Annotated in this window: 20 protein-coding genes and 1 pseudogene; 9 read left to right on the top strand and 12 right to left on the bottom strand. The window is 69.9% G+C overall.

Annotation, left to right across the window (positions count from 1 at the left end):
• A pseudogene (locus D7Y15_RS25140) lies at positions 1–496 on the top strand (hypothetical protein); the annotation flags it as partial.
• Positions 497–598: 102 nt separating this feature from the next.
• Here the strand turns inward: D7Y15_RS25140 and D7Y15_RS25135 are convergent.
• Together D7Y15_RS25135 and D7Y15_RS25130 are read right to left on the bottom strand one after the other, a co-directional pair.
• Complete coding sequence (locus D7Y15_RS25135) at positions 599–1,228, bottom strand: YceI family protein (RefSeq protein WP_120581326.1); 630 nt, start codon at positions 1,226–1,228, stop codon at positions 599–601.
• Positions 1,229–1,262: 34 nt separating this feature from the next.
• On the bottom strand, positions 1,263–2,138 hold the full coding sequence (locus D7Y15_RS25130; RefSeq protein WP_121754160.1) for a dioxygenase: 876 nt from the start codon (positions 2,136–2,138) through the stop codon (positions 1,263–1,265).
• 145 nt (positions 2,139–2,283) lie between these two features.
• On the opposite strand from D7Y15_RS25130, the gene D7Y15_RS25125 reads away from it, so the two are divergent.
• Positions 2,284–3,924 (top strand): sigma-54-dependent Fis family transcriptional regulator, encoded by a 1,641-nt coding sequence (locus D7Y15_RS25125; RefSeq protein WP_120581324.1) that lies wholly within the window; start codon positions 2,284–2,286, stop codon positions 3,922–3,924.
• Between the two features lie 13 nt (positions 3,925–3,937).
• Here the strand turns inward: D7Y15_RS25125 and D7Y15_RS25120 are convergent, their stop codons facing one another.
• The 7 genes from D7Y15_RS25120 to D7Y15_RS25090 form a co-directional block, all read right to left on the bottom strand.
• The gene (locus D7Y15_RS25120; protein WP_121754159.1) at positions 3,938–4,669 is read right to left on the bottom strand and encodes a rhomboid family intramembrane serine protease; all 732 of its coding nucleotides are present in this window, start codon (positions 4,667–4,669) and stop codon (positions 3,938–3,940) included.
• A gap of 132 nt (positions 4,670–4,801) precedes the next feature.
• Positions 4,802–4,999, bottom strand: coding sequence for a hypothetical protein (locus D7Y15_RS25115; protein ID WP_120581322.1), 198 nt, complete (start codon positions 4,997–4,999; stop codon positions 4,802–4,804).
• A 184-nt stretch (positions 5,000–5,183) separates the two neighbouring features.
• Positions 5,184–5,399 (bottom strand): hypothetical protein, encoded by a 216-nt coding sequence (locus D7Y15_RS25110; RefSeq protein WP_014399195.1) that lies wholly within the window; start codon positions 5,397–5,399, stop codon positions 5,184–5,186.
• A gap of 56 nt (positions 5,400–5,455) precedes the next feature.
• Positions 5,456–6,652 carry an acetyl-CoA C-acetyltransferase gene (locus D7Y15_RS25105; RefSeq protein WP_121754158.1) on the bottom strand — a complete coding sequence of 399 codons (1,197 nt, stop codon included), beginning with the start codon at positions 6,650–6,652 and terminating at the stop codon, positions 5,456–5,458.
• A 75-nt stretch (positions 6,653–6,727) separates the two neighbouring features.
• Positions 6,728–7,378, bottom strand: a complete 651-nt coding sequence (locus tag D7Y15_RS25100) for a hypothetical protein (RefSeq protein ID WP_120596014.1) — start codon at positions 7,376–7,378, stop codon at positions 6,728–6,730.
• Complete coding sequence (locus D7Y15_RS25095; RefSeq protein WP_121754157.1) at positions 7,375–8,052, bottom strand: 2-hydroxychromene-2-carboxylate isomerase; 678 nt, start codon at positions 8,050–8,052, stop codon at positions 7,375–7,377. Before D7Y15_RS25095 ends, D7Y15_RS25100 begins: the two co-directional genes overlap by 4 nt.
• Positions 8,053–8,079: 27 nt before the next feature.
• A complete protein-coding gene (locus tag D7Y15_RS25090; protein ID WP_121754162.1) occupies positions 8,080–11,679 on the bottom strand; it encodes a serine/threonine-protein kinase in 3,600 nt (1,199 codons plus the stop codon).
• Between the two features lie 402 nt (positions 11,680–12,081).
• Here D7Y15_RS25090 and D7Y15_RS25085 point away from each other — a divergent pair, with 402 nt between their 5' ends.
• The 5 genes from D7Y15_RS25085 to D7Y15_RS25065 all read left to right on the top strand — a co-directional run bounded on the left by D7Y15_RS25085 (position 12,082) and on the right by D7Y15_RS25065 (position 16,320).
• Positions 12,082–12,735, top strand: coding sequence for a serine protease (locus D7Y15_RS25085; protein WP_120578671.1), 654 nt, complete (start codon positions 12,082–12,084; stop codon positions 12,733–12,735).
• Positions 12,736–12,855: 120 nt separating this feature from the next.
• Positions 12,856–13,140 (top strand): hypothetical protein, encoded by a 285-nt coding sequence (locus D7Y15_RS25080; RefSeq protein WP_120578670.1) that lies wholly within the window; start codon positions 12,856–12,858, stop codon positions 13,138–13,140.
• Between the two features lie 149 nt (positions 13,141–13,289).
• A complete protein-coding gene (locus D7Y15_RS25075) occupies positions 13,290–13,688 on the top strand; it encodes a PleD family two-component system response regulator (RefSeq protein WP_121754156.1) in 399 nt (132 codons plus the stop codon).
• A gap of 123 nt (positions 13,689–13,811) precedes the next feature.
• Positions 13,812–15,467 (top strand): L-glutamate gamma-semialdehyde dehydrogenase, encoded by a 1,656-nt coding sequence (gene pruA / locus D7Y15_RS25070; RefSeq protein ID WP_120596019.1) that lies wholly within the window; start codon positions 13,812–13,814, stop codon positions 15,465–15,467.
• Positions 15,468–15,471: 4 nt separating this feature from the next.
• On the top strand, positions 15,472–16,320 hold the full coding sequence (locus tag D7Y15_RS25065; protein WP_120578668.1) for an aldose epimerase: 849 nt from the start codon (positions 15,472–15,474) through the stop codon (positions 16,318–16,320).
• Between the two features lie 24 nt (positions 16,321–16,344).
• Here D7Y15_RS25065 and D7Y15_RS25060 read toward each other — a convergent pair whose 3' ends face one another.
• Entirely contained in the window at positions 16,345–17,532 is a 1,188-nt protein-coding gene (locus tag D7Y15_RS25060; protein WP_120578667.1) for a cytochrome P450, read from the bottom strand.
• Positions 17,533–17,618: 86 nt separating this feature from the next.
• Between D7Y15_RS25060 and D7Y15_RS25055 the strand changes: the two genes are divergently transcribed.
• Positions 17,619–18,590 carry an alpha/beta hydrolase gene (locus tag D7Y15_RS25055; protein ID WP_120578666.1) on the top strand — a complete coding sequence of 324 codons (972 nt, stop codon included), beginning with the start codon at positions 17,619–17,621 and terminating at the stop codon, positions 18,588–18,590.
• Between the two features lie 106 nt (positions 18,591–18,696).
• Positions 18,697–19,320, top strand: coding sequence for a glutathione S-transferase family protein (locus D7Y15_RS25050; protein WP_121754155.1), 624 nt, complete (start codon positions 18,697–18,699; stop codon positions 19,318–19,320).
• Between the two features lie 77 nt (positions 19,321–19,397).
• Here the strand turns inward: D7Y15_RS25050 and D7Y15_RS45355 are convergent, their stop codons facing one another.
• Positions 19,398–20,048 carry a hypothetical protein gene (locus D7Y15_RS45355; protein ID WP_169831648.1) on the bottom strand — a complete coding sequence of 217 codons (651 nt, stop codon included), beginning with the start codon at positions 20,046–20,048 and terminating at the stop codon, positions 19,398–19,400.
• Positions 20,045–22,039, bottom strand: coding sequence for an AHH domain-containing protein (locus D7Y15_RS45350; protein ID WP_199745984.1), 1,995 nt, complete (start codon positions 22,037–22,039; stop codon positions 20,045–20,047). Before D7Y15_RS45350 ends, D7Y15_RS45355 begins: the two co-directional genes overlap by 4 nt.
• Between the last annotated feature and the right edge of the window lie 5 nt (positions 22,040–22,044).

Here is a 22,044-nt window from a genome sequence, read left to right as displayed (position 1 = left end):
GCTCCGGAGCCCGGCGCCCGTGGCCCCCTCGGCGCCGGCCATGGCCGTGGCCATCAACCACCTGCGCCCCGCGGACGACTCGCTCTTCGAAGCGCCGGTGGCCGGCTTCGCGTCCGCCGCCAACTCCTTCGTGGAAGGCGAACACCGCGTCATCATCCACACCGTCGAAGGACAGGTGAAGCGCGGCACCATCCGCGACGCGGACCTCCTGGAGGACACCATCTCCCTGGAGCAGCAGAGCGGCTTCGCCCCGGAGCGCATCCCCGGCAAGCGCGTGAAGGCCATCTTCTTCATGCTCGCCGCGGGCGCGCGTCAGCCGCAGGCGGAGGGCTCGAAGATCCGCGTCACCTTCAACGACGGCCGCCAGGTGGCCGGCTTCTCCCAGGACTTCAAGGGCCCCACCCCGGGCTTCTTCGTCGTCCCCGCCGACACCCGCACCAACACCGCGCGCATCTTCATCTACCGCGCCAGCGTGCAGGCCGTCGCCGAGGGCTGAGCGTCCCCCCCGGGGGCGGCACCGCCCGCCCCCACCACGCACAAAAAAGAGGGGCCCCGGTCACCCGAGGCCCCTCTCTTCATTTCAAGACCGGGACGAAGACTACTTCTTGTCCGTGGCCGTCGGGGCCGCCGCCGCGTCCGGCTTCTTCGTGGTCTCCAGGTCCAGGGTGATGGTCACCTCGTCACCCACCGCCACGCCGCCAGCCTCCAGCGCCTTGTTCCAGGTCAGGCCGAAGTCGCTGCGCTTGATCTTCGTGGTCGCCACGGCGCCGCGGCGCACGTTGCCCCAGGCGTCCTTCGTCTCCGCCGTCGGGCCTTCCACGGCCAGCGTCACGGGCTTGGTCACGCCGTGCATCGTCAGGTCGCCCGTGACGTTCAGCTTGTCCTTGCCGGCCTTCGCCACCTTCGTGGACTTGAAGGTGATGGTGGGGAACTTCGCCGTGTCGAAGAAGTCAGGGCTCTTCAGGTGCTCGTCGCGCTTGGGCTCGTTGGTGTTGATGGTGGTCGCGTCGAGGGTCGCCTCGATGGTGGACTTGGTGATGTCCTTGTCATCCAGGTTGACGTTGCCCTTCACGTTGCTGAACGTGCCACGCACGTTGGACACCATCATGTGCTTCACGGCGAACTGCGCGCTGGAGTGCGACGAGTCGATCTCCCACGCGGACGCGAAGGCAAACGAGGGGGCGGCGACGGCGACCAGCGTGATGACGGACTTGAGCGACATCTTCATGGTGTGGACTCCTTGAGGTTGCGGACTGCGAGGTTCAGGCGCGCAGCGCGAAGCTGCGCATGGACAAGGTTCCGTGATGGAAGCCCTCGAACACCGGGGTGATGCGGTCCTCGGGGAGGGCAGCTCCGAGGACGAAATAAATGGGCAACCAATGCTCGGCAGATGGATGCGCAACCCGCGCATTCGGTGCATCCATCCATGACTGAAGCCCAAGGAAGTCACGTGCGGCAAGTTTTCCGGCGACCCACGCGTCGAACTCGGCGGCCCATGGTTCAACGGACGCCAGCTTGGATCTGAAATTCACCCGGCGCAGGTTGTGCACCACTCCGCCGCTGCCCATGAGCAGCACGCCCTCCGAGCGCAAAGGACGCAGCGCCTCGCCCATGCGCGCCACCTGCGCGGGCGTCGCGTCCGCCGGCAGCGCCACCTGCAACACGGGCACGCGCGCCTCCGGGAACGCATGCCGCAGAGGCACCCAGACGCCGTGATCCAGACCGCGCTCGCCATCCGCCACCGCGGGCACACCCGCGGAGGACAATCGCGCCACCACGTCCTCGGCCAGCGAAGGGGCGCCGGGCGGTGCGTAGCGCAGCCGGTACATCTCCTCCGGGAAGCCATGGAAGTCGTAGACGAGCGGCGGAGCGGCCATCGCCGTGACGTGCACGCGCGCGTCCGTCTCCCAGTGCGCGGACACCACCACCAGCGCCTTCACCGCGCCCACGCCATCCCCAAAGCGCTTGAGCGCCTGGGGATATTCGTCCGCGTCCAGCGCCGTCATCGGCGAGCCGTGCGAGACGAACAGCGCCGGCGCCACCTGCCGGACGACCGAGGGCCCAGGCCCCATCACTCCCGCCACCCCGGCGGCCGCCACGCCCTGCAGCACCTCGCGTCTGTCCACCCCGGTAGGCATCGTGGCGGCTTGTACAGCAACCCCAGGACCAACGCAGCCGACACGACAACCACTGATAATTGCTCGACATCCCATTCCAGCGCTGTGAAACGACTCTCAGATTGATAGAGATGCACCTCAGACTGAAACACCTGGGAGAGACGTCGTGGCGGGTCTGGAAGGTTTGGACTTGAAGGAGCTCCTGGCGCTCGAGCCGAAGGGCGGAGTCATCCGCTTCGCCGGGCAGCGGGCGCTGTTGATGGATCCGGTGGCGCTGGGCCTCCTGCGCAAGGAGCTCATCGGGATGCTGGGGATGACGGCCGCGCGCGGCATCTTCACGCGGCTGGGCTACGCGCACGGCTGGCGCACCGCGGAGGCGATGAAGACCGCGGTGCCGTGGACGGATGAAGCGGAGTGGCGCCGCTCGGGTGGCCGGCTGCACACGCTGATGGGCCAGGTGCGCGTGGAGCGCATCGAGCGCACGGACAAGGACGGACCGGAGCCCTTCGCGGAAGCGCAGTGGAGCGACTCCTATGAGGCCGAGCAGCACCTGCTCCACCTGGGCCAGGCCGAGGAGCCCGTGTGCTGGAGCCTCACCGGCTTCGCGTCCGGCTACCTGAGCTACTGCAACAACAAGCCCATCTACTGCGCGGAACTCAAGTGCGTGGGCAAGGGCGACGCGTTCTGCCACATCGTGGGCCGCCCGGAGGCGGAGTGGAGCGCCGAGTGCACGGAGTTCCTGCGCTTCTATGAAACGCAGTGCATGGAGGGCGTGCTCGGGCAGGTGACGGAGGCGCTGCGGCAGGCGGAGCGCAAGCTGCGCGCGAAGCGTCAGTCGCTGGCGCGCGTGTCCGGCGTGACGGAGGACCCGACGGGCATGGTGGCGCGCTCGGAGGCCATGCAGCGCGTGCTCAACCTGGCGCGCAGGTCCGCCAAGGTGGACACCACGGTGCTCGTCACCGGCGAGAGCGGCGTGGGCAAGGAGAGAATCGCCCGGCTCATCCACGACGAGTCCGGCCGCGCGCACAAGGCCTTCATCGCCGTGAACTGCGCCGCGGTGACGGAGAGCCTCCTGGAGAGCGAGCTGTTCGGCCACGCGAAGGGCGCCTTCACCGGCGCCACGCACGACCGGCCCGGCCTCTTCGAAGCGGCGCACGGCGGCACCCTCTTCCTGGATGAAGTGGGCGAGGTGCCTCCCGCCATGCAGGCCAAGCTCCTGCGCGCCCTCCAGGAGCGCGAGGTGCGCCGCGTGGGGGAGAACACCAGCCGCAAGGTGGACGTGCGCGTGGTGGCCGCCACCAACCGCGAGCTGGCCGAGGAGGTCCGCCTGGGCCGCTTCCGCCAGGACCTCTTCTACCGGCTGCGCGTCATCGAGCTGCGCATCCCGCCCCTGCGCGAACGCCGTGAGGACATCCTCCCCCTGGCGCGGCTGCTGCTGGCGGAGACCGGCGAGAGGCTGGGCCGCCGCGTGAATGGCCTGGCCCCGGACGCGGCGGATCAACTGCTGCGCTACACCTGGCCGGGCAACGTGCGCGAGCTGGGCAACGCCGTCGAGCGCGCGGTGGCGCTGAGCGAAGGCCCGCGAATGGAGCGCGACGACTTGCCGGAAGAGGTGCGCGCCGCGCCGCCCAGCCTGGTCCCCACCGGCAACCCGCGCCGGCTGGAGGACATGGAGAAGGAATACATCCTCGCGGTGCTGGCGCAGAACGGCGGCAACCGCTCACGCACCGCGGAGCAGTTGGACATCGGCGTGGCCACGCTCTACCGGAAGCTCAAGCAGTACGGCCACCCGGAGGCCGCGCACTGAAGGCGCGCGGCCTTCAGTTGAGGAACTGGTCGCGGTCCGACGGGCGGTCGCGGTCCACCACGCGCAGGTGCTTGGAGCGGTCGCGCAGCTGCCGCTGCAGGCGCCAGTGCTGCAACTGGAGCATCAGCCGCTTGGGGCTCGCGCCGCGCACGTACACGAACACCAGCACCAGGCCGAAGATCTCCGGCGCCACCGCGCGCCAGGAGCCCGCGGTCAGCATGTTCAGCACCGTGAAGCCCGCGCCAATGGCCGCGAACCAGTTGCCCGTCAGCGGGATGCCCCAGAAGTTCGCCTGCCCCTTGCCGATGACGAGCCCGTACGCCACCCACATCACCGCCGTCATCACGGAGCCGCCCGCGTAGATGCTCATGGGCATCACCAGGGCCAGCGCCGTGGTGATGAGGCCCGCGACGAACGGGATGCCCACCGCGACCAGCAAGAGCCGCTTGCCGCCCCAGGTGGACTCCAGGAAGCCACCGATGGACCAGATGATGAGGCCGCCGAAGAGGATGCCCAGCGGGCCCGTGGCCACGAAGGCGTAGGTGACCAGCTCCCAGACGCGGAAGCGCAGAATCACGTCCGCCGGGTTGAGCAGCAGCAGCCCGCCCTGCCCGCGTGAGGTCGCCAGGAACAGGGCGGAGATGCCCACGAACGCGATGGCAAGCTTGGCGGCCATCGAATCCAGGCTCGGGAACATGTCGCCGAAACCGCCGCCGCCTCGATTGAAGCCCCGCATGGGTCGCATAGAGGCCCAAAGGTGGTGGAACCCCGCCCGGTCCGCAACCCCAAATCCAGAAACGATGAAGGGCGCCCCACCCTGGTGTCACCAGGGAGAAGCGCCCTCGCATCCCACGCCTTCGCTGTACCTGCCGGGCCGCTAGACCTTGTGGCGGTAGAAGAGCGTGATGGTCAGACAGTGAAACTCCTTGTCCGAGGACTGCGTGACGATCTTGTCCACGATCTCCACGGCGGAGTTCTCCTTCAGCCACTTGGTGATGTTCTCACCCATGTTCTCGCGATCGCGCGCGAGCGTGGTGGAGAACACCTTGACTCCCGTGAAGCTGATAACGGCCATTCCACCCTCGTGTCACCAGAGATTACAAATGTTTACCCCGAGTCGGGGGCGCCATCAAGAAACGGGCCCGACAATCCGGCCTGGGAGCCGCCTCCCCTCTCGGGGAGTCCATCGGGGAGGGGGGCCCGCCCTCCGTCCACCCGCCGACAGTGCGGCGGGGGGCGTGGGCGCATGGCCCCGGCTTTCAGCGACCGGCGGCGGCGCGCCGGGCCTGACAGGTGACTTCATCCTTGCAGGCGGGACCGATGCCCTCCGGGTGGGCCGTCAGGGGCGTCTTGTCGCTCTCCTCCACACCGCACACCACGCAACGGCGCTTGCGGTTGCGGCGCTCGGCACGGCGCTGCTCGGCGATGGCCTTGGCCCGCTCGCGGGCCGTCTTCGCGTCCACCTCGTTGCTCATCTCACCACGTCCCGTCCGGATGTCGTCTGCCCCGTACCCCGTCGCCACGTGCGCTCCTAGAGCGCCTCGACCAGCACCGCGATGCCCTGGCCGCCACCGATGCAGGCGGACCCGATACCATAGCGGGCGCCCCGGCGCTTCAGCTCGTACGCCAGCGTCATGGTGATGCGGGCCCCGGAGGCGCCCAGCGGGTGGCCCACGGCGATGGCGCCGCCGTTGACGTTGGTGGCGTCGCGTGGCAGGCCCAGCTCCTTCTCCACCGCCAGGTACTGGGGCGCGAAGGCCTCGTTGACCTCGAAGAGGTCCACGTCCGACAGCTTCGCGTCCGCGCGCTTGAGCAGGTTGCGGATGGCCGGCGCGGGGCCAATGCCCATGATTTTCGGGTCGCAGCCGGACACGCCCCAGTTGACGAGCCGCGCCACGGGCTTGAGGCCGTGCTTCTCCACGAACCCGCGCGTGGCCATCACCATGGAGCCCGCGCCGTCGCAGATGCCGCTGGCCGCGCCCGCGTGCACCACGCCGTCCTTCTTGAACACCTTGGGCAGCTTGCGCAGCCCCTCCACCGTGGTCTCCGGGCGGTTGTGCTCGTCCTTGGAAACCACCGTGTCGCCCTTCTTGCCCTTGAGCGTCACCGGCGCGATTTCATCCGCCAGCCGGCCCGCCTCCTGCGCCGCGGCGAAGCGCTTCTGGGTGAGCACCGCGTACTGGTCCACGTCGTCCTGCGTGAGGCCGTAGTCCACCGCCAGCTGCTCGGCGGTGAGCGCCATGGCCTGGCCGGTGTAGCTGTCCGTGAGGGCCGTCCAGAGCATGTCCTCCAGGCCGCCCTTGCCCAGGGGGATGCCCCAGCGCGCGCCGCGGATGACGTGGGGCGCCTGGCTCATGGACTCCGTGCCGCCCGCGAGGACGGCCTCCGCGCCGCCCGTCAGCATCATCTCCGCGGCCGTGACGAAGGCCTGGAAGCCGGAGCCGCACAGCCGGTTGACGCCCAGCGCGGGCACCGGCACCGGCACGCCCGTGCGCAGGCCCACGTGTCGCGGCAGGTAGATGGCGTCCGAGCTCGTCTGGACGACGTTGCCGTAGACGACATGCTCGATGAGCTCCGGGGAGACGCCCGCCTGGGCCAGGGCCGCCTTCGCGGACTCCACGGCCAGGTCGGTGGCGCTCAGGTCCTTGAGGCTGCCGCCGTAGGTACCGAACGGGGTGCGCTTGCCGGACAGGAAGTAGATTTCCTCGTTCTTGGACACGCTCTTCATGGTGCTCGTCTCCCTACTCTTCCGGGGCGCGCGGTGCACGCACGACGTGACGCGGAAAAAGCGTCCAGGGGGCCGTCAGCCCGCGCGCCGTCCCAGGAAGGCGCTGGCGACGATGGCAAGCGCGATGGCCGTCCACAACAGGCCCTGGAGGTTCTGGCGGCGGATTTCCTTGCGCCCCAGGCCCTGGTACCAGGCCCTGGCCGCCTGGACCCGCCCCTCCCAGGTGAAGCCCTCCGGACCCGCCGCTTCCAGGCCCTCCAGCCGTCGCACATGCGCGCGCAACAGGCGCTCCGGTGCGGCGTCCTCCAGCGACCCGGAGCGGTAGCCGGGCACGTCCAACGCGGGGCGGCGGTAGCTGGCCGTCACCACGAAGCCCCCGGAGGCCAGGGGGGTGAGCAGGTAGAGCCGGGGCAGCAGGTCTCCCCCCTCGTGGAGGGTGGCGAAGACGCGCTCGCCCGGGTGCGCCCAGTCGTAGGAGCGGGTGGCCTTCTGGAGGAGCGGCTTCTCCTCGTGGCTGCCCACCGGCGTGAAGCCCAGCGCCTGGAGCTGGCCCGCCAGGGGGCTCAAGGAATCCGGCAGGTCCATCTGGTCCGCCGGGGCCTCCGGCTCCACCCGGACGGAGTGGGGGAAGAGGTAGAGCAGCGCGCGCCAGAAGTTGAGGAACAGGAGCACGCCGGCCAGCACCAGGCCGGCGACGGCCACTCCCAGCTGCCCGAGCACGTTCACGGGCGCGGCTTTCCGCCCTGGCGCCGGTCCGCGGTGGCGGGCAGGTGCTGCCACTTCGCCAGCTCCGCGGGGGTGAGCGGGTCGCGGCCCTCCAGGAAGCGCTCCAGGTGGCCCAGCGAGTCCACGCCCCAGAACATCTCGTCGTCCACCAGCACGGACGGCACGCCGAAGGCACCCTGGGCGAGCGCCGCCTCCGTGTTCTTGCGCAGGCGGTCCTTCACCTCCGGCATCTGGGCCCGCTCGAGCAGCGCCCGCGCGTCGAAGCCCGCGTCCGTCAGCACCGCGCCCACCTGCTCCGGCGTCTCGATGCCCCGGCCCTGCCCCCACGCGGCCGAGTAGAGCGCGGTGGTGAGCCGCGTGCGCTCCGCCACGTCGTCCACCGCCGCCGTCACGCGCAGGGACAACAGCGGGTTGAACGGGTGCGAGGGCGGCAGGGTGAAGGGCGCGCCCTGCTCATGCGCGATGCGGAACGTCTGCTTGAAGACGTAGACGCGCTTGGCGGGAATCTCCGCCGGCCCCACGGAGCCCACGGCGTTGAGCAGCCCCGCGAGCAGCACCGGCACGGGCTCCAGCACCCGGCCGTGACGCTCCGCGATGGCGGGCATGCGCAGCCAGGCGAGGTAGGCGTACGGGGACAGGTAGTCCAGGCAGAAGCGCAGGGGGGAGGAGGCCATGCGCCCATCCTAAGCACGACCCGGCCGTCAGGCGCTCTGCTTCACGTCCTCGTGCTGGCGCGACAGCGGGCCGCGCAGCGACTGGGCAAGCTGTTGCAGGTGCGTGGCCCGGGCGGTGGTGAAGGCCCGCTCGGCGATCTCCAGCTCCCGCATCGCCTCTTCCGGCGTGCCGTGCCGCTCCGCGTGCTGCATGTACACAAGGCCCATCTGGAGCACGTTGCCGGTGGACTCCGCCAGCAGGCGCGCGTGGCGCAGGTGCGCATCCCCCTCCTCCTGGGACACCAGCGGCGCCAGGGCGCGGCGGGCCAGGATTTCATCCCAGGGGTTGGCGAAGCGCGGGTCCAGCGCGCGCTCCAACGCGGCCTCGGCGGCGGCGAGCGCGGCGGGCAGCCGGCCCTGCTCCCTCTCGAAGCGCGACTGGTACACGCGCACCAGCGTCTCCATGCGCAGGCCGCCCTTCTGAGCGGCTTCCAGGGCGCGGGGCAGCGACTCGCGCGCGGCGGCCGCGTCCTCGAAGAGCACGTCGCGGCACGCCTGGTACACCTGCACGTGCGCGCGCAGCCAGCGGTCCTCGGGCAGCACGAGTGAGAGCGCCTCGCCGCGCGACACCACCGCGGCGACGAGCTCGTGCTCGCCTCGCTCCAGGTAGTACGGCGGCGTGAAGAGGGCCAGGTTGCGCTCCATCAACCGCGGACTGCCCAGCCGCCGGACGAGCTCCGTCTTCTGCGCGAGCGCGGACGCGAACGCGGCGCCGTCGCCGGTGAAGGCCGCGCGCGCCACCTGCGCGAAGAGGTGGTAGGCGCGCACGTCGGTGAAGCCCTGCGCTTCCGCCAGGTGCAGCCCGTCCTTCAGCAGCGCTTCGTCCAGCGGCTCGCCGCGCAGGGCCAGGTTCACGTTGAGCAGGTAGCCGCCCATGCCCAGCGCCCACGCCAGCCGCCGGGGCGGACGCCCCACCGCGTCGCGGAAAGCGTGCAGCCGCTGCACCTGCTTGCGCTGCTCGGCCACCCCGCCCGCCCAGTGGCCGGTGTACGCGCACAGCGTCGAGCGCGCCACGGACAGCCCCGCCCGGTACGGCGAGTCCTCCGGGTGCTCGGCGGCCACGCCCGCGATGAGCGCCTCCAACTCCTCCGTGCGCCCCAGGATGGCCAGCGCCATGCCCTGGAGGATTTGAAGCTCGGAGCGCTTCCAGAAGACGTCCACCGGCGTCATCCGCCCGTCCGCCGACACCTCGCGGAAGAGCGGGATGAGCAGCTCCTCGCGCTCCGCGGGCGTGGCCACGCGCGCGGACTCCAGCCGGGAGAGCGCCTCGCGCCGTCCGGCCTCCACGTCCACCGTGGTCGCCCAGTGCGCGAAGAGCCGCTCCGCGTACGCCACCGACGTCGGCGGGTCGCTGGAGTAGCCCACCTCCACCAGCGACACCCACGTGCGCAGCAACTGCTCCGAGCGGCCCGGGTAATCCGGCGCGGACTCCAGGAGCCCCGCCGCTTCCTTCAGCAGCAGCGTGGCCTCCAGCAGCGCCTCCGCCTCGATGGCGGCCTGGCCCGCCTCCAGCAGCGGCTGGATGGCCTCCGCGGGCGCGTCCGAGCGAGCGAAGTGCCAGCCCACCGCGCGCACCACGCCCGAGCGCCCCGAGGGCAGCGCCTGGAGCACCCGCGCCACCTGGCCGTGGTACGTCCGGCGCTCCGCCTCCGGCGTGCTGTCGTAGACGGCCTGGTGCACGGTGTCGTGCGTGAAGACGTACCGGCCCTCCACGTCCTGGAGGAACTGCCGCTCCACGATGCCGTCCAGCACGGCGAACAGCTCCGCCTCCGGCAGGCCGGACAGCGCGCGCAACAGCGGCAGGTCCAGCATCCGGCCCGCGGGCGCCAGCTTGCGCAACAGCGACACCTGCTCCGGCGGCGCGTTGGCCAGGCGCACCAGCACCGCCTCCTGGATGCTCGCGGGAAGCCTCCGCGTGCCCAGCCCTTCTTCCGCTTCCCAGCGCCCGCCCACGCGCTTGAGCGCGCCCGCCTCCACCAGCATCCGCAGGCATTCCGTGGCGAAGAAGGCGTTGCCGCCGGTGGTCTCGTGCAGCCGCTGCACGAAGCCCTCCGGCACGTCCAGCCCCGGCAGCACCAGCCCCACCAACTTCGCCACGTGCTCGGCGGACAGGGGCTCCAGGTCCATGCGGGACGTGAGCTTCTCGTCCACCGTCTGGAACGCGAGGCTCAGGCGCGACAGCTCCTGCGAGCGGAACGTGCCCACCACCACGCCGCGCGTGCCGTGCAGCGCGCGGATCAGGACGTTGAGCGCCTCCAGCGACGCGCTGTCCGCCCACTGCAGGTCCTCGAAGCAGAGCACGAAGGACTGCCGCCCGCCGAGCGTGTGGGTCCACTCCGTCAGCGCCTCGAAGAAGGCGGCCTTCTCCGCGGAGCCGTCGCGCGGCAGCTGTTCGTCCTGGTCGCCCTCCAGCACCTCCGGCGACAAGAGGCGCGCGAGCGGAGCCTTCACCCGCTCCATCAAGTCCGAGGGCGTTTGCGGCACCAGGCAGCGCAGGGCCTGCGCCACCGGCGCCAGCGGGGACAGCCCTTCCGCGCGGCACTGGCCCCGGCCGAAGGGCAGCTCCGCCAGCTTCGCCTGGAGCTCGAACTCCTGGAGCAGCCGCGTCTTGCCCACGCCCGCGGGGCCGCCCACCAGCATCGCGCGCGACTGGCCCCAGTCCGCCTCCGCCAGGCCGTTCATCAGCCCTTCCAGCTCCGCCTCGCGCCCCACCACCTCCGGCACGTGCAGGTAGCTGGCGCGCGCGGACAGCGGCTCCTCGGGGACGGGCTCGCCGCTGGCGTGGCAGAGCGCCTCCAGCAGCTCGCCCGCGTCCTGGAAGCGCTCGCGCGGGTCCTTCGCCATCAGGAGGAGGATGATCTCCTCCAGCTGCGGATCCACCGGGCAGAGCGTGGAGGGGCGCGGCGGCGGACGCGTCAGGTGATCCGCCAGCAGCACCGCGGGGCTGTTGCGCTTGAAGGGCAGCTTGCGGGTGGCCAGGTACCAGGCCATCACGCCCAGCGAGTACAGGTCCGCGCGCCCGTCGATGCTCGCGCCGCGCTGCCACTCCGGCGCCAGGTACTCCAGCGTGCCCTTCAGCTTGCCGGGGCTGGGCGTGCCCAGCTGGTGCATCACGCCGAAGTCCATCAGCTTCACCGCGCCGGACTCGGTGATGCGCACGTTGCTGGCCTTGATGTCGCAGTGCACGTACAGGCGCGAGTGGATGAACGCCAGCACCTGCGCCATCTGGATCAACACGCGATACAGCGTGCGCGTGTCCAGCGGCGCGTCCCGCACCAGCGTGCTCAGGTCCTTGCCGCCCACCACCTCCATGGTGATGAAGCGGTTGCCGGCCTCCGTCATGCCCCAGTCGAAGACCTTGAGCGTGGACGGGTGCTGGAGCTTCTTCATGGCGAAGAACTCGTGCCGGAACAGCAGCACCAGCTCCTCCACCTTCGCCGCGGACAGCTCCGCGGGGACGTGCATCTCCTTGAGCGCCACGCGCCGGCGCTCCTGCAGGTCGTCCGCCAGCCAGATGCGGCCCATGCCGCCTTCGCCCAGCAGCGACTCCACGCGGTAGCGCCCGGTGACGACGACGCCCGGAATCAGCGAGCGCCGCTCTCCGATGCCCGAGCCCGGCAACGTAATGGGCGTACGCGCCCGATCCCCCCAGGTGCTCGGAGGGCGGGTGCGTTCATCCAATACCGTTGTCTTCTCGTCGTCGCTCACGAGCCAAAGGGCTGGCCGTTTCGAGGCCTGGATCTGGATTCCAGAATCCAGACGTAGCGAGGAATAGCACGTTTCAGTGACACCGCCTCCGGGACATCCGAGCAGGTGCACGCTCTGCTGCCATTCTCTGTTTCACCGCCTCGCTGGAAGAAGACACGGAATCAAGCCCGGACGCCTGCTGGGGAGCCACTTCCCCACCCGCTCCCACGACACGCCCGCACGCGTGCACACCGTTCCTTCGAACCCCTGGGCCCGTCGCCCGGGGGAGGAGGGGGAAGCGGCATGCGTGCATGGAAGTGGGGCGGCGCCACGGTGGCACTCGCGGCCGTGAGCGCCTGGATGGCCTGCGGCCAGTCCGGCCCGGGCGAAACGCAAGGGTTGCAGAAGGCTGAAGCCGCGACGGTGACGCTGGGCGACGGACACTGCGCGGGCGTGGTGGTGGGCCAGGGCCGCCATGTCCTCACCGCGGCCCACTGCGTCGCACCGGACGCGGGCGAGGAGCGGACGAACTTCGAGGACGGCCGGCAGCTGAATGGCCGCTACGTGTTCGTGGATCGCGGCCGGGACATGGCGGTGCTGGAGCTGGAGGCGAAGGCGCCGGTGGCGCCGCTGGAGGTGGCGGAAGGGCTGCCCATCCCTGGCGCGATGCTCGTCTTCACCGGACGCCACGACCGGCCCGGTGAACCGCAGCGGGTGATGGTGGAGCGCTGGGGCCGCTGCCCTTCGCTGCCGGACGTGCCCAACGCGCTCTTCACCACGATGCACGGCGTGCCGGGGGACTCCGGCGCGCCGCTGGTGGACGAACAACTGCGCGTGGTGGGCCTGGTGCATGGCGGCGCGCGGTGCAGCATCGCCGCGCCCACCGGGGATGTGGCGCCAGAGGTCCAACGCCTGTCGCGAGAGGACACGCAGCCGCTGGCCCGACGGCCGCGCTGACGCGGCGGGACGGCGCACATCGCCCTTCCCGCACCTGGACGGCCAGGCAGGCGGCGTGCGCACGCGCCGTCATTGCCCCGTCGTCCCGGTGCGTCCCACCTTCCCGTCGGAGGCGACACCATGGCTTCGGACAAGGGCTCCAAGAACTTCCAACCGCGCAACCGGGGACAGATGGAGGACGCGCTGGACCGCGGCGCCGCCGAGCTGGCCCGCGAGCGCTCCCAGGCCGCGACCCGCGAGGACGAGAACCCGGGCCCGCTGGAGGAGACGCGCTGGGAAGCGGAGGTGGAGCGCGGCGCGGAATGGCAGGACCAAGAGGTGCCCGAGCGTGAGGCGCGGGGCGACGAGGAGCCGGACTCCGAGGTTTCCCGGCGGGGGCTCGTGAATCCGCCGCCCGAGGGTTAGCGGCGTTGGCGGCAAACCCGTGAGGTGGAGGCTTTCGGGAATTCTCACGGGTGAAGGGGGGCCTCTTGCCCGGTGCGCACGGCGGGGGGATGCTGTGCGCGCCGTTCCCCCTTGCCGTTCGTCGTTGCCTCCCCAGGAGTCGATGCACCGTGAAGCCCAAGGTCCTCATCGTGGAGAACTCCTGGACCATGCGAGAGACGCTGAGGCTGCTCTTGTCGGGTGAGTTCGACTGCACGGTGGCCGCGGATGGTGAGACGGGGCTCGCGCACGCGCTGGCGCAGCCGCCAGACGTGCTCCTGTCGGACGTGAACATGGAGGGCATCGACGGCTACGAGCTGTGCCGCCGCGTGCGCGCGGAGCCCGCCCTGGCGCACCTGCCGGTGATGTTCGTCAGCGGCTACCCGCCGCGTACGGAGCTGGAGCCCGGGCAGCCCCAGCCTGACGCGTACCTGGTCAAGCCGGTGAAGCCGCCGTACCTCATCGCGCAGCTGCATGCCGTGCTGCAGCGCGCGAGGGGCGCCACCGCCAAGGCCGCGGGCGAGGGCTGAGCCGGACGCCCGCCGGGGCCTGGTGTCTCGGCGAGGACGCCGCACGCTTCTGTCACTGACCTGGGACACGGGGAGGGCTATACCTTGCCCGAACTTTCCATCCTCTCGTCCCGAGGTTCCCGCGTGCTCAACGCCACTCCCCGCGTCCCGGCTCCCAAGAACGAGCCCGTCCTCTCCTACGCTCCCGGCACTCCGGAGCGCGCGGAGCTCCAGTCCACCCTCAAGAGCATGAGCGGGGAGCGCATCGAGATCCCCGTCGTCATCGGTGGCAAGCACGTGAAGTCCGGCAAGACGGACACCGTGCGCATGCCGCACCGGCACCAGCACGTGCTGGCCACCCTGCACGAGGCCGACGCGGGCCACGTGGAGCAGGCCATCCAGAACGCCATGAGCGTGAAGGAGGACTGGGCGCGGATGCCCTTCCACGCTCGCGCGGCCATCTTCCTGCGCGCCGCGGAGCTGCTCGCCACGCGCTACCGCCCGCTGCTCAACGCGTCCTCCATGGCCGGCCAGTCGAAGACGGCGCACCAGGCGGAGATCGACGCGTCGTGCGAGCTCATCGACTTCCTTCGCTACAACGTCCACTTCGCGCAGCAGATCCTGGCCATCCAGCCGGAGAACTCGCCGCAGATGTGGAACATGACGGACTACCGGCCGCTGGACGGGTTCGTCTTCGCCATCGCGCCGTTCAACTTCACCTCCATCGCGCTGAACCTCTGTCTGTCGCCCGCGCTGATGGGCAACGTGGTGCTGTGGAAGCCGTCCTCCACGCAGGCGCTGAGCGCCTGGTACAGCCTGGAGCTGATGCGCGAGGCGGGCCTGCCCGACGGCGTCATCAACATGCTGCCCGGCGACGGCCCCACGGTGGGCAACCCGGTGCTGGCGAGCCCCCACCTGGGCGGCATCCACTTCACCGGCTCCACGCCCACGTTCAACAACCTGTGGAAGACGGTGGGAGAGAACATCGGCCGCTACAAGCAGTACCCGCGGCTGGTGGGTGAGACGGGCGGCAAGGACTTCATCTTCGCGCACCCGTCCGCGGCGGACGACCTGGAGGCGCTCGCGGTCGCCATCGTGCGCGGCGGCTACGAGTACCAGGGCCAGAAGTGCAGCGCGGCCAGCCGCGTCTACGTGCCGGAGTCCCTGTGGCCCAAGCTGAAGCCCCGCCTCCAGGCGCTCATCAGCGAAATCAAGATGGGCGACGTGGCGGACTTCCGGAACTTCATGGGCGCCGTCATCGACGAGCGCTCGTTCAAGAAGGTGTCCTCGTACATCGAGCTGGCGAAGTCCGGCGGTGACGCGACCATCGTCGCGGGCGGCGGCACGGACAAGAGCGAGGGCTGGTTCGTGCAGCCCACGCTGGTGCAGTGCGACAGCCCGCGCCACCGCATCATGACGGAGGAGATCTTCGCGCCGCTGGTCGGCCTGTACGTCTACCCGGACGCGAAGCTGGAGGAGACGCTGAAGGAGTGCGACCAGTCCGCGAGCTACGCGCTGACGGGCGCCATCTTCGCGCGCGACCGCAAGGCCATCGAGCACATGATGAGCGCCCTGCGCAACGCGGCGGGCAACTTCTACATCAACGACAAGCCCACGGGCGCGGTGGTGGGCCAGCAGCCGTTCGGCGGCAGCCGGGCGTCCGGCACCAACGACAAGTCCGGGTCGATGATCAACCTGTTCCGCTGGAGCAGCCCGCGCACCATCAAGGAGAACTTCGCGCCGCCGGTGAAGGTCCCCTACCCCTTCATGGACAGCGACCCGAAGGAAGGGGCCATCTAGTTCCATGAGCGGACCGTTCCCGGGCATCGCGGGGCTGGAGACGTATGCGCTGGAGGACGGCGGCTGCCGCGTGGAGATCATCCCCACGCGCGGCGCGCTGGTCACGCGCATGGTGGTGGACGGCGAGGACGTGCTCTATCTGGACGAGAGCACCGTCGCCGACCTCACGAAGAGCGTGCGCGGGGGCATCCCCGTGCTCTTTCCCAACGCCGGTCCCCTGCCCGGGGACACGTATCCGGCGGACCGCAAGGCGTACTCGCTGCCGCAGCACGGCTTCGCCCGGAAGCTGCCGTGGACGGTGCGCCAGGCGGAGGACTCGCTGCTGGTGCTGGGGCTGACGTCGTCGGAGGAGACGCTGCGCCAGTACCCGTGGGCCTTCGACGCGCAGCTGGCGTTCTCGCTGGCGGGCCGGAGGCTCACGGTGGACTTCGACGTGGAGAACCGGGACACGCGGCCCCTGCCGCTGCACCTGGGCTACCACCCGTACTTCCGCGTGCCTCAAGGGAACAAGGCGCAGGCGCGCGTGGAGACGGACGCCACGCACGCGTGGGACAACCGCGCGAAGCACGAGGTGCCCTTCACCGGCCTGGACCTCACCGCGCAGGAGGTGGACATGCACCTGCGTGACCACTCCGCGCCGGGCACGGTGCTGGAGCGCGGGCCGGGCCTGTCCCCCGTGAAGCTGTCGTGGAGCCAGGAGTTCCGCCTGCTCGTCGTGTGGACGCTGCAGGGCAAGGACTTCGTCTGCGTGGAGCCGTGGACGGCCGCCGCCGGGGCGCTGGCCACCGGCGAGGGTTTGTTGCACGTGGACCCGGGCGAGCGCGTGTCGCTCGCGTTCGACATCGAGGCGTGAGTCAGGCTCTTCGTCCCGCGCGCTTCAGGCGTGCGGGATGAGGGGCAGGCTCAGCGGGCCGCGCACGGTGAGGGAGGTGTTCCACTTCACCGGGCCCGTGGGCGTGAAGCGCGTGAAGCGGGACAGCAGCACCTCCAGCCCCACGCGCGCCTCCAGCCGGGCCAGCGGCGCGCCCAGGCAGAAGTGGATGCCGTGGCCGAAGGGCATGTTGTTCACGCCCTCGCGGTCCATGTCGAAGGTGTCCGGGTCCTTGAAGCGCTCGCCGTCGCGGCACGCGGAGCCGATCATCAGCGCCACGCGCGCGCCCTCCGGAATCACCACGCCCGCGACTTGTGTCTCCTTCGTGGTGACGCGCACCAGGCCGTGCACGGAGGGCTCGTAGCGCAGCACCTCCTCCACGAAGCGCCCCACCTGCGCCGGGTTCTCGCGCAGCCGGGCCACCAGGTGCGGCTGCTCCATCAGCATGCGCACGCAGTGGCTGACGAGTTGCACGGTGGTCTCCAGCCCCGCCACCACCAACAGGAACAGGAAGCTCATCAGCTCCGCGTCGCTGAGCGCTTCGCCCTCCACGCGCGTCTTCACCAGGTCCGACACCATGTCGTCCTGCGGATGGCGGCGGCGCTCGGCGACGACGTCGGACAGGTAGTCCTCCATCTCGCGCACGGTGGCCTTGATGGATTCGTGCCGGTGGGTGTCCTTCTCCGTCGTGCCGGACACGCTGGACAGGTCCACCGACCAGCGCTTGTAGCGGGCCGTCATGGTGGGGTCCAAGGCGAAGAGCTCGCCAATCACGCTCGCGGGCAGCGGCATGGCGAAGGCGTCCACGAGGTCCACCTCGCGCTCGGGGGTCAGCCGTTCCGCGAGTATCCGCGCGAAGCTCCGGATGCGCGGCTCCAGCCGGTTCACCGCCGCGGGCGTCCACGCGCGGCTCACCAGTGTGCGCAGCCGCATGTGATGCGGCGGGTCCATGACGATCATCGACTCGGAGAAGGGGTTGTGACCCAGCCACGGCGGCGCGGTGGTCGTGCGCACCCCAGCGGAGGAGAACACCTGCGGGTTCTTGAAGGCCGCGGCCACGTCCTCGAAGCGGGTGATGGCCCACAGCCCAGCGGGTTCCACCTGACACACCGGCGCGGTGCGGCGCAGCTCCGCGTAGACGGGGTAGGGATTCGCCCGGACTTCCGGCGCCAGCAGGTTCACGCGTCCAGTCATGAAAGAATTTCCTTTCCCGACTGGAAATCTATACCCGGTATGCTGGCTGTGAACAGAGGCGTCGCCTCCCCCTCCCTCGAGTCACCATGTCCCGCTTCGTCCTCGCCGCCGTTCTCGCCCTGGGTCTGTCCGCGTGTTCCGACGACCCCGATGAAGTCATTCCCGACTCCGGCACGAACCCCACCGCCGACGCGGGCACGGATGCCGGCACGGGCACGGACGCGGGCACCGACGTGGATGCGGGCACGGACGCCGGGACGGACGTGGATGCGGGCACGGGCAGTTCGCACGGCTCCGGGAAGCTCGCGTGCAGCAAGACGGGCACGGTGAGCACGGACGCGGGCACGCTGACGTACTGCGTGGCGCAGGTGGGCGCGACGGAGGTGAAGTACATCGAGCCGAAGCAGGGCATCGCGCCCGAGCCCATGCGGCTGGCCATCTACCTGCACGGCGACGGCGCGAACGCGTACAACGGCAGCAACCCGCGCTCGCTGTACACGCACGGCGGTTGGACGTACGGGCACAACACGCTCTACGTGACGGCGCTCGCGCCCAACAAGTGCGCGTGGTGGACGGTGCCGGAGCGCACGGACTGCTCCACGGAGGCGCCCATCGAAGCGCGCGACCTGGAGGGCAAGAACGCGGCGGAGCTGGTGTCGCTCATCGAGGCGCTGCGCAAGGGCTGGGACATCCAGGACGGCCCCATCCTCTTCGGCGGTTCGTCGGGCGGATCCATCGAGCTGACGGCCAGCTTCCTGCCGCGCTACGGAGACCGCTACCCGGGTATCTACGCGCTGAGCTGCGGCGGTGAGAAGCCGTGGTCGGGCAGCATGAACTGGGACGCGTCGAACGCGGCGCTGCGCGGCGGCACGAAGTTCTGGTTCACCTACGGCGACCAGGACTACCTCCTCCAGGACATCCAGGCGGCGGAGGCGTACCTGGGCGGGCTCGGGTTCCCGGTGAATGACAAGGTCATCGCGGGCGCGGCGCACTGCGCGCAGCCGTTCGACCAGGTCGGCCGCGTCACGGAAGTGTGGAACGAGGCCACCGCGCAGTAGGCATCCTCCCCTGCTCCGCTTCTCGCGGTGATTCCATCGCAAGAAGCGGAGTGCGCGGAGTGAGTGCGGTCGATAGCGTCGCGAGCATCCTCTTGATGGAGACCGGATGCGCCTCTACGACTATCTGCCTTCCGCGAATGGCTACAAGGTCCGCACGCTGCTGAAGCAGCTGGGGCTCGCGTACGAGCTGGTGCCGGTGGACATCTTCGCGGGGGAGAGCCACACGGCGGACTTCCACGCGAAGAACCCGGACGGCCGCATCCCCGTGCTGGAGCCGGAGCCGGGGCAATTCCTCGCGGAGTCCAACGCCATCCTGTTGTTCCTGGCGGAGGGCACGCGCTTGCTACCCGAGGACCGCTTCGCTCGCGCGCAGGTGCACCAGTGGATGTTCTTCGAACAGAACACCGTGGAGCCGAACCTCGGCACCGCGCGCTTCTGGCTGCTCACGGGCCGGCAGCCGCCGGAGTCCGACGTCCTCCGGAGCCGCGTGCAGGGCGGTGAGCGCGCGCTGGCCGCGATGGAGCGGCACCTGGGCCGGCACACGTTCCTGGTGGAGGAGCGCTACACCGTCGCGGACCTCTGCCTCTTCGCGTACACGCACCTGGCGCCGGAGGCGGGCGTGGACCTGACGCCCTACCCTGCCGTCCGCGCGTGGCTGGAGCGCGTGAAGGCCCTGCCCGGCTTCCTGGGCCCCGTGCCGCCCTACTCCGCGAACGTGCGCGTGCCCTGACGCGGACGACTCCTGCGCTGCGGCGACAGCCTCACGGACCTCCGCGTCCGTGAGCCGCACCGTGGGCGCTCCCGTGCTCACGGTTGGGGGCGCCACCACAGGCCCTTCAGCCCCGCCTGCTCACACGCCTGCCGCGCTTCCTCGGTGTAGCAGTAGTAAAGCAACTCGGGGACGAAGAACACGGGCGGGAAGCCTCCGGGGGGCGGGCGGAGCACGAGCGGCTCGGCACCATCCTCGCCTAGGAATTCTTCTCCGCACCGATGGAAGGGCACGCCCTTCACGAGGGTGCGCTCCCGGTCGAGGCAGTCTGTCTGATCCAGCAACTGGAGGATGACGAAGTCCTCGTTCTTCAGCGCGGGGTCCGTCACCGAATGCCAGGTCCGCCTCCGCGGGTATCCGCTGTACACGAGGTGCCTGATGCGTTCCGTGTAGATGACCGTGGGGATGAGGCGGTGGCGAAACGGGCCCACTGACTCGAGTACGCGCACCATGCGCCGGGAGAGCAGCAACCACCCCATGGGGGCGGTGAACAGGTGATCGAGCCCGGCAATCCGCTCCAGGTCGCCATGGTACTCCATGACCCCAGGCGTTCCCTGCTGGCGCTGATAGTCGATGCCAGGTTCGAAGAACGTCACGGACTCGAAGCCGTCGAATTCGATGAGATGCGCGTCGTAGAGATCCGCTCCCTCCTCGATGTGGGAGGCATCCGTCGCCAATGCATACATCATGTGGTGTGTGACTCCCCGTGGGAGGACAGCTCCAGCAAGGCCAGCTTCTTCCCCGTGAGCACCCTACCGTCGCGCTGCTCCTGGATCACCTTGATGACCGGCTCCTTCAGGCTTCCGGATTCGATGGCCCGGCGCAATTCGTTCTCGACCTTGAGGAGGGTCTCCTCGATGACCTTGGGCGTCCAACTGGAGGAGCCCTTTTTGGACAGATCCTTCCAGGCGGCCTCAAGCTGAGCACGCACGAATCTGCTGTAGATGGGATGGCTGCCCGAGTGGATGAGCTGGCCTTCCACGTTGAGCCCGGGGTGCATGTCGAGGATGTTCGACCCGCGGTCAATCGTATAGCCCTTGAGCCGCTCCAGGGCCGTGCGGATCAACGGGTGGGTCTGGGCGATCTCGTCGGGAATGAGGTGGTGCATGGGATGACCCGCGGAGATCCGGACCTCCGCCGCCGCCCGCGCCGCCGGGCCCTGGGTCTTCTCCACCCAGTCCAGGTAGTTCTTCCGGTACCGGGTGAAGACGCTCAGGCGGAGCGCACCCTTACCGACCTTGAGCACCACCATCCCGTCCTGGGTCACCGTGAGCGCCCCGTACTCGTCGCCCAAGGCCTTTCCGTCCGGACGGCGCAGCCGGTAGGGCTGGGAGTCCGAACTCAACTTCTCCAGGCGGTATCCGGCGGCCTGGAGTTCCCGCTTGAACGCGTCGAACTCCGGCGTCCCTTCCTGCGGGATGCGGCGTCCGACGAAGTCCTTGAGCTTGTCCCAGTTGGGGAGCTTCTCCAGCAGCTTCTCCAACTCGGCGTCGCTGAGCGTGCGCTCGGTCAGGGTGGGCTCGGAGTCCGACTTGGACGTCCCGCCCTCCTCGACGGCCTTTGACAGCAACGGCGTGCCGGAACCCCAGGGATTGAAGGGCAGCGGGACAGACGGAGCGGCGGTGATGGAGCCCGGCTGGAACACGGGGACGCCTGCGTAGGCACCGCCGGGACCCGCCGCCGCCATCATGTAGATGCGGGGTGGGGTGATTCTCACGGACGTCATCAGCTTGAGCCCACGTCCCGCGTTGGTCTTCACGCCCATCAGCGCCAGCGCGGCCATCGCGATACTCACCAGCATCCGAAGGAACGACTTGCTGGCCTCCTTGAGCTTCTCCGCGGAGCCGTTGGCCTCCCAGGCCTGCGTGAGCCACAGCTGCGCATGCTTCAGGGCCTCCCCTCCGGCCTCGACGAGGCCATACGCTCCGAACGCCGCCAGGCCCAGCTGGATGAGCGCCGCCGCCAGCTGCCCTACGCCCGTGGGTGTCGCCGCCAGGAAGGTGGACAGCGCCTCCGCGGCGATGAAGCCCACCACCATCGCGGAGATCTCCAGCCAGTTGTCCAGGATGGCCTTGCCGTACTGGCCGGTGACCTCTCCGAAGAACTGGTCCGCCTGCCTCACGGAGGTGATGACGTCCTCCAGGTGCCGGGCAGCCTTGCGCGCCATGGCCATCGCCTCGTGGGTGATGGAGCCGCTCGACACGAGTCCCTGGAGCTGGTTGGCGAAGGCGATGCTCACCAGCCAGATGCGCTCACCCGCGACCAGCCGCACGTCACCGTCGATGCGTTGGACCCCCTTGCGGCCACTCTTCACGTTCACGTGATGAATGACATTCTCGTAGAAGCGCAGGTCTCGCCCCGGCTGGATGGCCTGCCGGTAGAGGCGCGCGGCGATGGGCTCCAGGCGGTCCCCTGGACGGACTTGATAGAGCGTAGCCGCTGGCTCCGGCAGCTGGGTCGTGATGCGCAAGGTCTGCAGATAGCCTTGCAGCAGGTATCCCCCCACCACGGTGGAGACATAGGACCAGCCAGGCGCCTGGGCATGGTCCCGGATGACGCACACCCGCGTGCCCGGAGGCAGGGGCGCCACAGTCAGGCAGGTGGAACCCTTCATCTCCGCGGGGAGCGTCCGCAGGTTGGCGCCGTCCCCCTGGTCGATGAACCCAAACGGAATCGTCATGTCCC

Origin of the sequence: Corallococcus sp. AB030, assembly GCF_003668965.1 — a bacterium.
GTDB lineage: Bacteria > Myxococcota > Myxococcia > Myxococcales > Myxococcaceae > Corallococcus > Corallococcus exiguus.
The sequence above is the reverse complement of the archived record's forward strand: the minus strand, read 5'-3'. Positions and strand labels throughout refer to the sequence as shown.